The organism is Paracidovorax konjaci (assembly GCF_900112675.1).
Taxonomy (GTDB): domain Bacteria; phylum Pseudomonadota; class Gammaproteobacteria; order Burkholderiales; family Burkholderiaceae_C; genus Paracidovorax; species Paracidovorax konjaci.
Window position 1 is genome coordinate 559,571 of sequence record NZ_FOMQ01000001.1, and the last position, 13,004, is coordinate 572,574.

11 protein-coding genes are annotated in these 13,004 nt (G+C 68.5%); 7 read left to right on the forward strand and 4 right to left on the reverse strand.

What is annotated here, in order from left to right; all coding sequences use genetic code 11:
* The first annotated feature begins 203 nt into the window (after positions 1-203).
* On the forward strand, positions 204-653 hold the full coding sequence (locus BM144_RS02430; protein ID WP_092949410.1) for a VirK family protein: 450 nt from the start codon (positions 204-206) through the stop codon (positions 651-653).
* Positions 654-750: 97 nt separating this feature from the next.
* Here BM144_RS02430 and BM144_RS02435 read toward each other — a convergent pair whose 3' ends face one another.
* Positions 751-1,710, reverse strand: a complete 960-nt coding sequence (locus BM144_RS02435) for a LysR family transcriptional regulator (protein WP_092949412.1) — start codon at positions 1,708-1,710, stop codon at positions 751-753.
* A gap of 124 nt (positions 1,711-1,834) precedes the next feature.
* On the opposite strand from BM144_RS02435, the gene BM144_RS02440 reads away from it, so the two are divergent.
* The 6 genes from BM144_RS02440 to BM144_RS23680 all read left to right on the forward strand — a co-directional run bounded on the left by BM144_RS02440 (position 1,835) and on the right by BM144_RS23680 (position 7,190).
* The gene (locus tag BM144_RS02440; protein WP_092949574.1) at positions 1,835-2,773 is read left to right on the forward strand and encodes a dihydrodipicolinate synthase family protein; all 939 of its coding nucleotides are present in this window, start codon (positions 1,835-1,837) and stop codon (positions 2,771-2,773) included.
* A 77-nt stretch (positions 2,774-2,850) separates the two neighbouring features.
* A complete protein-coding gene (locus tag BM144_RS02445) occupies positions 2,851-3,813 on the forward strand; it encodes a Bug family tripartite tricarboxylate transporter substrate binding protein (RefSeq protein WP_092949414.1) in 963 nt (320 codons plus the stop codon).
* Positions 3,803-4,525: an SDR family NAD(P)-dependent oxidoreductase gene (locus tag BM144_RS02450; RefSeq protein WP_245783488.1), complete on the forward strand. Its 723-nt coding sequence runs from the start codon at positions 3,803-3,805 to the stop codon at positions 4,523-4,525. The genes BM144_RS02445 and BM144_RS02450 overlap by 11 nt, the downstream gene beginning before the upstream one ends.
* 47 nt (positions 4,526-4,572) lie before the next feature.
* Positions 4,573-5,739 carry a mandelate racemase/muconate lactonizing enzyme family protein gene (locus BM144_RS02455; protein ID WP_092949418.1) on the forward strand — a complete coding sequence of 389 codons (1,167 nt, stop codon included), beginning with the start codon at positions 4,573-4,575 and terminating at the stop codon, positions 5,737-5,739.
* Between the two features lie 291 nt (positions 5,740-6,030).
* The gene (locus BM144_RS02460) at positions 6,031-7,017 is read left to right on the forward strand and encodes an epoxide hydrolase family protein (protein WP_353615060.1); all 987 of its coding nucleotides are present in this window, start codon (positions 6,031-6,033) and stop codon (positions 7,015-7,017) included.
* Complete coding sequence (locus BM144_RS23680; protein WP_353615061.1) at positions 7,014-7,190, forward strand: hypothetical protein; 177 nt, start codon at positions 7,014-7,016, stop codon at positions 7,188-7,190. Before BM144_RS02460 ends, BM144_RS23680 begins: the two co-directional genes overlap by 4 nt.
* A 57-nt stretch (positions 7,191-7,247) precedes the next feature.
* On the opposite strand, the gene BM144_RS02465 is transcribed toward BM144_RS23680, so the two are convergent.
* The 3 genes from BM144_RS02465 to dnaG all read right to left on the reverse strand — a co-directional run bounded on the left by BM144_RS02465 (position 7,248) and on the right by dnaG (position 12,953).
* Positions 7,248-8,183 (reverse strand): ketopantoate reductase family protein, encoded by a 936-nt coding sequence (locus BM144_RS02465; RefSeq protein WP_092949420.1) that lies wholly within the window; start codon positions 8,181-8,183, stop codon positions 7,248-7,250.
* A gap of 167 nt (positions 8,184-8,350) precedes the next feature.
* Positions 8,351-10,711: an RNA polymerase sigma factor RpoD gene (gene rpoD, locus BM144_RS02470; protein ID WP_092949422.1), complete on the reverse strand. Its 2,361-nt coding sequence runs from the start codon at positions 10,709-10,711 to the stop codon at positions 8,351-8,353.
* A 256-nt stretch (positions 10,712-10,967) separates the two neighbouring features.
* Complete coding sequence (gene dnaG, locus BM144_RS02475; RefSeq protein WP_092949576.1) at positions 10,968-12,953, reverse strand: DNA primase; 1,986 nt, start codon at positions 12,951-12,953, stop codon at positions 10,968-10,970.
* Positions 12,954-13,004 lie beyond the last annotated feature (51 nt).

Consider the following 13,004-nt stretch of genomic DNA (forward strand, 5'->3'; position numbering starts at 1 on the left):
CGCCGGTCGGCCCGCAGGCCTTGTGCAGCAAGGGCCCGGGCGATTCCGGCCGGCCGGAAAAAGGGCCCGGGTGCATGGTTCGGGGCATTCCGCTTGTCGGAAATCGATACGTTTTCCCGGCCGGTGCCTGCCTACCATGCAGCGGCCCGGCGCACCTGCGCGCCGGGTGCTTCCCTCACTCCGCAACGCAAGAAAGGATTTCCATGACCCGCCTGCACCGATACCGCATCGGCTGTCTCCTCCTCGCCCCGGCGCTCTGGATCGCCGCCACCCCGGCCGCGCGGGCCAGCGACCACCTCTCCACCCTCGCCGCCATCCAGCATGCGCTGGAAGAGGGCGACAGCGTCTCGGTGGCGATCGACCTGTCGCAATGCGTGCCCCAGGGCAACGCCGGTCCGTCGCAGACCCGCGGCGGGCGCCGCATCGAGTCCTACCGCATCGTGCCGGACGGCACGCTCTCGTTCAGCGATTCGCACTTCACCGTCGCGGGCGACGGACAGCCCATCGTGCAGTTCATGCGCTACCAGATCCGCCCCGACCAGACGGTGGACTTCACCACCACGATGTTCAACCTGCCGGGCTACGACTTGCGCACGGCCGCCGTGGCCTACCGCTGCGCGATCGGCCAGGGCACGCGCTTCCGCAAGGACTGAGCCCCGCAGGCGCCCCGGCGCAGTGTGCGCGCCGGGAGTGGTTTGCTATTAAATTAATAGCAAACTATTGAATGGATCCGGCGGCATGCGGGAGAAATCATGCAGAGGCTGCCAGGCGCCAGAGCGTTTCTGCCGCATCGGACATCTCCGTGCGCTGGCGGTACAGCCGGATCTCCACGGGCACGTCCCAGTCGGCGGGGCCGGCCGGCACCAGGGTACCGGCCCGCAGTTCCTCGGCGATCAGGCTGTGCGGCAGCCACGCCATGCCGCGCCCCTCCAGGGCCATGGCCTTGAGCAGGGCCGCGTGGTGCGCGGTGAACACCACCGCCACTTCGCCGGGCAGGCCCGGCATCCCCGCGCCGTCGAACACGCCCTTGCGCAGCGCCCGCATGATCCGCCCCAGGCCCGAGGCGTCGCTGTAGGCCAGCACGGGCAGCGGCGGCAGGGCCTGCGCGGGCGCCCCGGGCGCAGGAATCGCGTGCAGCGGCGCGTGGCCGCCCGCGCGCGGCGCCGAGACGAGCTGCAGCACGTCGTCCGCGAGCCGCGCTGCCGGGTAGCCGGCTTCGTCCAGCCGGCCCGGCACGGCCGCATGGCCGTGGCACAGCACGAACTGCACGCGGCGCTGCAGCGCGAGGTCTTCGCAGGCGCGGTAGCTGTCGGAGATGGTCTGGATCGGCCCCAGCCGCAGCTGCGATTCGAGGCTGCCCAGCCAGCGCGGGAAGAAGGTGAGCGAGAGCACGTGCGTGGCCGCGAAGCGCAGGCTGGCGGCCGCTTGGGTCTGCGCGGCGCGCGCCTTGATGCGCGCGGCCTCCAGGCGGGCCAGCACGTCCTCGAGCAGCGGCTGGAAGCGCTGGCCCGCCGCCGTGAGGGTGGCCGGGTGCGCGCTCCGGTCGAACAGCTCGGCGCCCACCCAGTCCTCCAGCGCGCGGATGTGGCGGCTGAAGGCCGGCTGCGCGATGGCGCGGGCCTCGGCCGCGCGCGAGAAATTGCCGCTCTCGGCCAGTGCGAGGAAATCCTCCAGCCATTCCAGATCCAGCGGTCGGTTGCCTGGGCCCATGCGTCTCCTCGGGTCGGATAGTTGTATGCGTTTCGGGTATTGGACGGCCGGGCCGGCGCGGGAAATGATCCGCTCCGCCAATCGATCCATCCACAAAACCATCCCGGAACGGAGACTGCCCAGCATGCCTGCCATCGCGAATTATCGGGGGATCATTCCCGCCATCTCGTGTCCCTTCACGCCCGACCACCGCATCGACGAGCCCGCGCTGCGCAAGCTCGCCTCCTGGCTCGCCGGCCACGAAGGCGTGGTGGCCATCATGACCAACGGCCACACGGGCGAGGTGTTCTCGCTCACGCCGGCCGAGCGGGCCGAGGTCACGCGCATCGTGGCCGACGAACTCAAGGGCCGCATGCCGGTGATCTCGTCCATCGTCTGCGAAGGTCTGTCGGATGCGGCCGACCATGCGCGCGCCGCCGTCCGTGCCGGCGCGGTGGCGCTGGATGTGATGCCCCCGCACCACTGGCTGCGCTTCGGCTTCACGCCGGGCCACGCGCTGCAGTATTTCGAGGCCATCCACCGGGCCGCCCCCGAGGCCGATCTGGTCTGCCACGTCTACCCCGCCTGGACGCGCGCCTCGTACTCGTCGCAACTGCTGGCCGACCTCGCCAGGCTGCCCTACCTGCAGGCCTTCAAGGTGGGCCAGCGCGACATGAACAAGTACGCCCGCGACATCCAGGCGATCCGCGAGGCCGATGCCTCCAAGGCCATCCTGACCTGCCACGACGAATACCTGCTCGCTTCGATGGTGCAGGGCGTGGACGGCGCGCTGGTGGGTTTCGCCACCTTCATCCCGCAGCTCATCATCGACCTGTGGAACGCCGTGAAGGCCGGCGACCTGAAAAAAGCCATGGAAGTGCAGGCCGTCATCACGCCGCTCAAGGACGCGGTCTACGGCGGCGGCGAGCCCACGGGCGAGGCCCATGCCCGCATGAAGGGCGGCATGTACCTGGCCGGCGTGATCGACGACGCCACCGTGCGCCCGCCCACCGAGGCTCCCAATGCCCAGGAAGTGGACGCCCTGCGCGCCGCCGTGAAGCAGGCCGGCCTGCTCAAGCGCTGAAAGGAGATGGGCAGAGGGGGATGAAGCCTCTGCCCATCGGGTGCCCGCACAAGAAACAACGACGGAGACAAGACACCATGCAACGCCAACATTTCCTCCGCGCCGCCCTGGGCGCCGCCGCCCTCGTGGCGGCGGCCAGTGGCTTCGCGCAGACGTATCCCAACAAGCCGGTGCGGATGGTGATCCCCTTCCCGCCGGGCGGCACCCTCGATGCCGTGGGCCGCATGCTGGCCCAGAAGCTCGGCGAGCAAATGGGCCAGTCCTTCGTGGTGGACAACAAGCCCGGCGGCAGCGGCGTGATCGGCGGCGACACGGTGGCCAAGGCCCCGGCGGACGGCTACACGCTGCTGTTCAGCGCCTCCACCCACACCACCGCGCCGATGACGCTCAGGACCGTGCCCTACAACGTCACGCAGGACTTCCTGCCCGTGGCGCTGGTGGCCAAGGCGCCGCTGTCGGTGGCCATCAACAAGGACCTGCCCATCACCGACATCAAGTCGCTGCTGGCCTACGCGCAGGCCCGCCCCGGCAAGATGACCTTCGCGGTGGGCTCCATCGGCTCGGCCGGTCACCTCTCCACCGAACTGCTCAAACGCGCCGGCAAGATCGACTACCTCATCGTCCCCTACAAGGGCACCGCGCCGGCCTTCCAGGACCTGATCGGCGGGCAGATCGACGGCTTCATCGACCCCATCCTCGGCTCCTTGCAGTACCACAAGAGCGGCATGCTGCGCGTGGTCGCCGTGACCTCCGCCCAGCGCGTGCCCAACCTGCCCGACGTGCCCACCGTGGCCGAGACCATTCCCGGCTACGAGTTCTACAGCTGGTACGGCCTGTGGGCGCCCGCGAAGACGCCCCCCGCGCTCGTGCAGCGCCTGAACGCCGAGGTCAACAAGGCCCTGGCCGAGATCGGCCCCAAGCTCAAGGACCAGGGCCTGCTGGTCACGCCCGGCAGCGTGGAAGACTTCGCCAGGTTCCAGCGCGCCGACATGGAGCGCTCGCAGAAGATCGTGACCGAGGGCAACATCCGTGCCGAGTGACGCCACCCCGGTGGTCCCGGACCCGTTGGCCCATGCCGTGGTGACGGGCAGCAGCAGCGGCATCGGCCATGCCATCGCGCAGTCGCTGCTGGCCGCCGGCTGGCGCGTGAGCGGGCTGGACGTGGCGCCGCCGGTCGTCGCGCACCCGGCCTTCACCGCGGTGCCGGCGGACCTGTCGGACGGCGAGGCCATCGCGCAGGCGGCGGCAGCGCTGCAGGACGTGGACGCGCTGGTGCATGCCGCCGGCGTGCTGCGCGTGGGCACGCTGGGCCAGCTCGACCTGTCGGGCGGCGAACTCATGTGGCGCCTGCACGTCGATGCCGCCACGCGCCTGGCCGACGCGCTCGTGCCCGCCATGGCCGCGCGCGGGCGGGGCCGTGTCGTCTTCATCGGCAGCCGCGTGGCGCAGGGCATGCCCGGGCGCGGCCAGTACGCGGCCACCAAGGCGGCGCTGATCGCGCTCGCGCGCAGCTGGGCGGCCGAAGTGGCGAGGCAGGGCGTGACGGTGAACGTCGTCTCGCCCGCCGCCACGGCCACCGTCATGCTGAACGACCCGGCGCGCGCCGGCAGCGCGCCGCGCCTGCCGCCCATCGGCCGCCTCATCGAGCCCGCCGAGATCGCCGCGCTGGTGGGCTACCTGCTGTCACCCGCGGCGGCCGCCATCACCGGGCAGGACATCGCCATCTGCGGGGGCTCTTCGCTCGCCCGCTGACCTTCCTGCTCTTTTCTTCCGTTCCATCCCCCAACCACACGACCCTCATGAAAATCGTCGACATCCGCGAATCCACGCGCCCCATCAAGTCGGACATCCGCAACGCCTACATCGATTTTTCCAAGATGACGCTGAGCTTGGTCGCCGTGGTCACCGACGTGGTCCGCGAAGGCAAGCCCGTGATCGGCTACGGCTTCAACTCCAACGGCCGCTATGGCCAGGGCGCGCTGATGCGCGACCGCTTCATCCCGCGCGTGCTGGAAGCCGACCCGGCCACGCTGGTTCATGATTCCGGCGAGAACCTCGACCCGCACAAGGTCTGGGCCCGCATGATGATTAACGAGAAGCCGGGCGGCCACGGCGAGCGCTCCGTGGCCGTGGGCACCATCGACATGGCCGTGTGGGACGCCGTGGCAAAAATCGCCGGCAAGCCGCTCTACCAACTGCTGGCCGAGCGCTACGGCACCGGCACGCCCAACCCGCGCGTCTTCGTCTACGCGGCCGGCGGCTACTACTACCCCGGCAAGGGCCTGGACGGCCTCAGGAAAGAGATGGAGAGCTACCTCGCGCGCGGCTACTCGGTCGTGAAGATGAAGATCGGCGGCGCATCGCTGGCCGAAGACTGCGAACGCATCGAATCGGTGCTGAAGATCCTGGGCCCCGGCCAGCAGCTCGCGGTGGATGCCAACGGCCGCTTCGACCTGCAGACGGCCATCGACTATGGCCGCGCGCTGTCGCAGTACCCGCTGTTCTGGTACGAGGAAGCCGGCGACCCGCTCGACTACGAATTGCAGGCCAAGCTCGGCGAGGTCTACCAGGGCCCCATGGCCACCGGCGAAAACCTGTTCTCCATGCAGGATGCCCGCAACCTCATCCGCCACGGCGGCATGCGCCCCGACCGCGACTGGCTCCAGTTCGACTGTGCCCTGAGCTACGGCCTGGTCGAATACCTGCGCACGCTCGACATGCTCAAGGAGAACGGCTGGTCACCGAGCCGCTGCATCCCGCACGGCGGGCACCAGATGTCGCTGGCCATCGCGGCCGGGCTGGGACTGGGCGGCAACGAAAGCTACCCGGACCTGTTCCAGCCGTATGGCGGGTTCCCGGATGGGGTGAAGGTGGAGAACGGCTACGTGACGCTGCCGGCATTGCCGGGGATCGGGTTCGAGGGGAAGTCGGATCTGATTGCGGAGATGCGGGCGTTGGCGGAGTGACGCATACGTGCCGGCGCAAAAGCGCTGGCAGCCCGGGGATCTGGAGATGGCCGCATTGCGGCCATTTTTTGTTTTCGTGCTCCGGAAGGAGTACGCCGACCGCACGGCGGATATCGTGGGGGAGCGGTTTGGCGCAGCCATCCGCATCGGAGAACGCTCCGATAGCCGTTTGGGCGCCAGACAGCGGGCTGTGTACGTATCGACGCATCGTGGGTGCTGCTCCGTCATACGATGCTCAGCAACACAACGAGGCCCTCCTGGCCGCCGCCACACGTTGACGTAGGAGTTTGAATGAAGATCACACCGTTTCGTATCGACATCCCGGAGCAGGAGCTGACAGACCTGCATCGCCGCCTGGACAGCACGCGCTGGCCAGACGACTTCGCTGCACCAGGGTGGGAGGACGGCACGCCAACCCGCGCCTTGCGGGATGTCGTCGAATACTGGAGGCGAGAGTTCGACTGGCGCGCCGCGGAACACAGGCTCAACGCGCTCCCGCAGTTCATCGCCGAGGTCGATGGCCATGCAGTCCACTATGTGCACGCCAAGGGCGCGGACAGCGCCTCGGCGCCGCTGGTCATCACGCACGGCTGGCCGGGCTCCTTCGTGGAGATGTACAAGGTCCTGCCCCTGCTCACGCATCCGGAACAGAACGGCTTTCCCGGTCGTCGCTCTTTCGATGTGGTCGTTCCTTCGCTGCCTGGCTTCGGCTTCTCTGCGGCGCCCACCCAGCCCGGTATGAGCAGCCGCAAGGTTGCGTCACTGTGGCATGCGCTGATGCACGGCCTGGGTTACACCAGTTTCTTCGCACAGGGCGGAGACATCGGCTCGGGGGTGAGCATGTGGCTGGCCAGGCTCCATCCGGAATCGGTGCGCGCGCTGCACCTGAACTTCATCTCCGCGGGCTACCAGCCGCCCCTGGGCGACGGAGACCGTCCTTTGTCGGCGGTGGAGGCGCAATGGCTCGCCTCGCGCGCGCAGTGGATGCAAGCCGAAGGCGGCTACAGCCACATCCACGCCACCAAGCCCCGAACGCTGGCCCAGGCGCTGGTCGACTCGCCCTCAGGACTCGCTGCCTGGCTGCTGGAAAAGTTCTACGCCTGGAGCGACGGCCACGGTGCAATGGGCGAGAAGTTCGAACTCGACGAACTGCTGGCCAACGTTTCCATCTACTGGTTCTCGCGCAACGTCGGCGCGACGCTGCGCATGTACAAGGAAAAAAAAACGCCGCCGCGCCGCTCAGCTTCGCGCACGGCGAACGGATCGAAGCGCCGTTGAGCTATGCCGCGTTTCCGGCCGAAATCCTCACGCCGCCACGCGAATGGGTCGAGCGGGTCTTCGACGTCAAGCGCTGGACGGTCATGCGGGAGGGTGGCCATTTCGCCGCCGTCGAACAACCGCGCGCGCTGGCTGCAGACATCCATGACTCCTTCGGTGGACTCTCCCGCTGACGACCAGACGATCGCGGGCGACCCCGGCGCATCCCAAGGCGCGGGATGTCTGTCCGCTCAGCCCTTGCCCGCCTCCACCAGTTTCACCAACACCTGCAACGCCCGATTCAACGGCGTTGCCACCCCCACCGCTTCCCCGCGCTTCACCACATACCCATTGAGGTGATCGATCTCGCTGGCCTTGCCCCGCGCCAGATCCTGCGCCGTGGACGACAGCTGCCCCGGCATGGTGGCCGCGATGCGGGTGACGGCGGCCTGCACGTCGCCCGGAATGTGGATGCCGTCTGCCCCGGCCACCGCCAGGCACTCGGCCACCACGTCGGCGATGACGTCCGTCACGCCGGGCACCTGCACCAGCCGCCCGTACGGCTGTTGCGACAGGGCGGAGATCGCGTTGTAGGCGCAGTTGAGCACCAGCTTGGCCCAGAGTGCGCCGCGCACGTTGTCCGAGATTTCGGTGGCGATGCCGGCTGCGCCGAACTGCTGCACCACCGCGCCGCTCATGGGGGAGGGCGCGATTACCAGCTCGCCGCGGCCGTGGTGGCGCACGTGGCCGGGGCCGGCCATTTCCGTGGCCACGTAGACCACCGCGGCGGCCACGGGGGACGGCGTGCCTGCCAGCACGGCGCGCACGCGCTCGTCGTTGTCCACGCCGTTCTGCAGCGTGAGCACCAGCGTGTGCGGGCCCAGGTGCGGGCGCATCTGGCGGGCGGCGTCTTCGGTGTCGGTGGATTTCACGCAGAACAGCACCACGTCGGCGCCGGCCACGGCGCTGGCGTCGGTGCTGGCGGCCAGCGGCACGTGCACGTCGAGCGTGGCGGTCTGCAGCCGCAGGCCGTGCGCCTGCACGGCCTGCACGTGCGCCTGGCGGCCGATCAGCGTGACGCCGTGGCCGGCACGCGCCAGCAGGGCGCCGAAGTAGCAGCCGACTGCGCCGGCACCGAGCACGGCGATGCGCAGCGGCGGCGTGGGGGCGAAGAGTGGGTCGGACATCGGGGCTCCTGGGTGGTGGATGGATGAATGGTTGCTCGCAGGAGGCTTTCCGGCGCGCTGGCCGGAGTCCCCGTGCCATGAAAAAAGCCCCGCAGGGAGGTGCGGGGCTTTCGCGGGGAGAGGCCATCGCGAGGGGATGGTCCGGCCGGGGCGATGGCTGGGCTGGATTACAGCGAATCGATGAAGCTGCGCAGCTTGTCGCTGCGGCTCGGGTGCTTGAGCTTGCGCAGCGCCTTGGCTTCGATCTGGCGGATGCGCTCGCGCGTCACGTCGAACTGCTTGCCCACTTCTTCCAGCGTGTGGTCGGTGGACATCTCGATGCCGAAGCGCATGCGCAGCACCTTGGCTTCGCGCGGCGTGAGGCCGTCGAGGATGTCCTTGACCACGTCGCGCAGGCCGGCCTGCATGGCGGCATCGATCGGGGCGGTGTTGGCACCATCCTCGATGAAGTCGCCCAGGTGGCTGTCGTCGTCGTCGCCGATCGGCGTTTCCATGGAGATCGGCTCCTTGGCGATCTTCATGATCTTGCGGATCTTGTCTTCCGGGATCTCCATCTTCGCGGCCAGGATCGAGGCGTCGGGTTCGAAGCCGAACTCCTGCAGATGCTGGCGCGAGATGCGGTTCATCTTGTTGATGGTCTCGATCATGTGCACCGGGATGCGGATGGTGCGCGCCTGGTCGGCGATCGAGCGCGTGATGGCCTGGCGGATCCACCACGTGGCGTAGGTCGAGAATTTGTAGCCGCGGCGGTATTCGAACTTGTCCACCGCCTTCATCAGGCCGATGTTGCCTTCCTGGATCAGGTCGAGGAACTGCAGGCCGCGGTTGGTGTACTTCTTGGCGATGGAGATCACGAGGCGCAGGTTGGCCTCGATCATTTCCTTCTTCGCGTCGCGCGAGGCCGTCTCGCCCTCGTTCATGCGCTTGTTGATGTCCTTCAGCTCCGAGAGCGGCACCACCACGCGCGATTGCAGGTCCATCAGGCGCTGCTGCAGTTCCTGCACGGGCGGGATGTTGCGCGCGAGCACGGCGCTCCAGGGCTTGCCGGCGGAAGCCTGCTTCTCCACCCACTGCAGGTTGAGCAGGTTGGGCGGGAAGTCCTTGATGAAGGTTTCCTGGGGCATGCCGCACTTGTCCACGATGATGCGGCGCAGTTCGCGTTCCTTCTTGCGCACATCGTCCACCTGGGCGCGCACCATGTCGCACAGCTTCTCGATGGTCTTGGCCGTGAAGCGGATGGTCATCAGCTCGGAGGAGATGGAGTGCTGCGCCTTCATGTAGGAAGGCGTTCCGTAGCCTTCCTTGTCGTAGATCTTGTGCATGCGCTCGAACAGCTCGCGCAGCGTGTCGAAACGGCGCAGGGCTTCGTTCTTGAGCTCTTCGAGCTTCTTGGTCAGGGCCTTGGAGCCGCCCTTGCCGTCGTCGTCGTCTTCTTCGTCGAATTCGTCGAAGTCTTCTTCGGCCACGTAGTCGTCGGCCTCGTTGGGATTGGAGAAGCCGTCCACGATGGTGGAGATGACGACCTTGCCCTCACGGATCTCCTCGCCCATCGAGAGGATCTCGGCGATGGTGGCGGGCGATGCGCTGATGGCTTCCATCATGGCCTGCAGGCCGCCTTCGATGCGCTTGGCGATCTCGATCTCGCCTTCGCGCGTGAGCAGCTCGACCGTGCCCATTTCGCGCATGTACATGCGGACGGGGTCGGTGGTGCGGCCGAATTCGCTGTCCACGGTGGAGAGCGCGGCTTCGGCTTCTTCCTCGGCTTCTTCCACGGTGGTGGCCGTGGGCGTCACGTTGTTCTGGAACAGCGTCTCGGCATCGGGCGTCTGCTCGTACACGGCCACGCCCATGTCGTTGAGCATGGTGACCACGACTTCCATGGTCTCGGCATCGACGAGCTTGTCGGGCAAGTGGTCGGAGATCTCGACCTGCGTGAGGTAGCCGCGGGTCTTGCCGAGCGTGATCAGGGCCTTCAGGCGCGAGCGGCGCTTGGCCAGGTCTTCTTCGGAGAGGACCGTGTCGTCCAGGCCGAATTCCTTCATCAAGGCGCGTTCCTTGGCCTTGCTGATCTTCATGCGCAGGGGCTTGACCTTCTCGGCCGTGGGCGTGGCCTCGACGGCCTCGGCAGGCTCGGCCTCGCCTTCGAGTTCGGACTCGATGTCCGACAGGTCGGCATCGTCGCCCGAGGATTCTTCTCCCGCGGCCTTGGGCTTGCGGCCGCGCTTGGCGGGTGCCTTGGACGCGGCGGCGGTCGTGGTGGCTGCGGCCTTGGCCGGGCGGCCGGGGCGCTTCTTGGGCGTTTCGTCGTCATCGGCCACGGCAGGGGCGGCGGCCTTGGCGCGGCTGGCCTTCTTGGCGGTGGTGTCTTCGGAGGCTTCGGGCTTGTCGGCGGACTTGTTCACGGGCACGGATGGGGCTTTCTTGGCGGCCGGAGCGGCCTTGGCCGCAGCGGATTTCGAGGGGGACGCGGCCTTCACGGCAGTATCGGGGGCGGACTTGGGCGGCTTCGCGGACTTTTGAGCGGGCATGGACGACCTCAGATTCAAAAACGGACACACAAAGGAAACGCAAGCGCCATCGATACCGGCGCGGGTGGCACGGCAAAGGCAGGAGGCCTTCGCGGTTCGAGGGGTGGGCCCTCAGGGGCAAGATGTGTGGGCGAACATTTGGTGTGCAGTCCTTGCGGTATGGGGGCGGTGGTGCGTGTGTGTCACGGTTGCCGGGCCCGGAGGTGCTGCTGTCGCTCTTGCCGATTAACCCTAAATTATAGCCCGCGCCGTTTTTTCAAGGCTGGCGCGGTGCGATCCCTTGCAGTGCCTGCCGGCGCTGCTCCAGCACGCGGTACTGCGCCAGGGCCTGCGGATCGCGCGCGGCCTGCAGGATGAGCAGGTTCTGCTGGCGCTTGATGTCCTCGATCAGCATGCGGTCGAGCAGGTCGCGCAGCTCGGCGCGCAGTTCGGCGGCGTCGCCTTCGGTCTGGGCATGCGAGCCGGTCATCACGCGCACGGCCAGGCCTTCGCAGTCGTGCTCGCGCAGGCTTTCGCGCAGCACGGCCCAGGCGAGCGGGCCCCGCTCGTGCCACTGGCCCTCCAGCCAGGTGAAGAGCGGCCCGTGCGGTGCCGGCTGCGCGCACAGGGTGGCGTGGTCCTCGTGCGAGAGCTCTTCCAGGAATTCCATGTGCGAGAGCAGCAGCCGGGCGGCATGGTCGCCCCGTCCCGCAGCCGGCGTGGAGGGCAGGCGGGGCTGGGGTGGGCGCTCGTCGCGGTCGCGCCAGCGGCCCTTCCAGTCCCCTCCTTTGCGCCAGGGCTTGGCGCCGCCACCTGTGCCGTGGCTGAAGCCCTCGTCCCGCGCGGGTGCCCAGTCGCCGCCCTGCGGGTCGCCCCAGGGCGGCTCGTCGGCAGCAGGGCCGCCGGGCTGCGCGGAAGGCGGTGGCGCCGCCGGCCGGCCCGCAGGGCGGCCCGGTTCCTGGCCGGCGGCATGGCTCCAGAGGTCCGACAGGTCGCTGGCGCCCAATTGGGCCAGCTCGGCCAGTTCGCCCAGCAGCTGGCGCTTGAGCGCGCCGTCGGGCAATGCGCTCCAGAGCGGGCGGGCATTGGCCGCCATGCGGGCGCGCCCCTCGGTCTGGCCCAGATCGCAGCCGTCGCTCGCGGCCTCCACCAGGAAGCGGCTGAGGGGCAAGGCGTCGCGCACGTGGCGCGCGAAGGCGTCGGTGCCGTGCGCGCGGATGAAGCTGTCGGGGTCGTGCTCGGCCGGCAGGAAGAGGAACTTCACGCTGCGCGTGTCCGTGGCGTAGGGCAGGGCGCCGTCCAGCGCCTTGCGCGCCGCGCGCCGGCCCGCGGCATCGCCGTCGAAGCTGAACACCACCGTGTCGGTGAAGCGGAAGAGCTTGTGTACGTGCTCGGGCGTGCAGGCCGTGCCCAGCGTGGCGACCGCGTTGGGGAAGCCCAACTGGGCGAGCGCCACCACGTCCATGTAGCCCTCGGTGACCAGCACGTAGCCCTGCTCGCGCAGCGCGGTGCGCGCCTCGAACAGGCCGTAGAGTTCACGGCCCTTGTGGAAGACGGGGGTCTCTGGCGAGTTCAGGTACTTGGGTTTGTCGTCGCCCAGCACCCGGCCGCCGAAGCCGATGCATTCGCCCTTCACGTTGCGGATGGGGAACATCACCCGGTCGCGGAAGCGGTCGTAGCGCTTGGCGTCTTCTTCGTTCACGATCACCAGGCCGGATTCGTGCAGCAAGGGGCTGTCGTATTCGGGGAAGACGCTCGCCAGCGAGCGCCAGCCTTCGGGCGCATAGCCCAGTCCGTAGCGCTTGGCGATGGCCCCGGAAACCCCGCGCCCCTTGAAATACGCCACCGCCCGCGGCGATTCGCGCAGATGCTTGCGGTAGGCCTCGCCGGCCTTTTCCAGCACGTCGGTGAGCGTGGCCTGCTTCTGCCGCTGGGCGGCGGCCCGCTCGCGCTCCTGCGGGGAGACATCGTCATCCGGCACCTGCAGGCCCACCTGCTGGGCCAGGTCCTGGACGGCCTCCACGAACCCCATGCCGGCGTGTTCCATCAGGAAGCTGATGGCGTTGCCGTTCTTGCCGCAGCCGAAGCAGTGATAGAACTGCTTGGAGGGGCTGACGCTGAAGGAGGGCGATTTTTCCCCGTGGAAGGGGCACAGCCCCATGAAGTTCGCACCGCCTTTCTTGAGCTGCACGTAGCGGCCGACGATGTCGACCACATCGACGCGGGCGAGCAATTCCTGGATGAACGACTGGGGGATGGACACCCGGCGATTGTCCCCCAACGCGCCCGGGCCGGCCGCCGCGGGCCGGAAGCC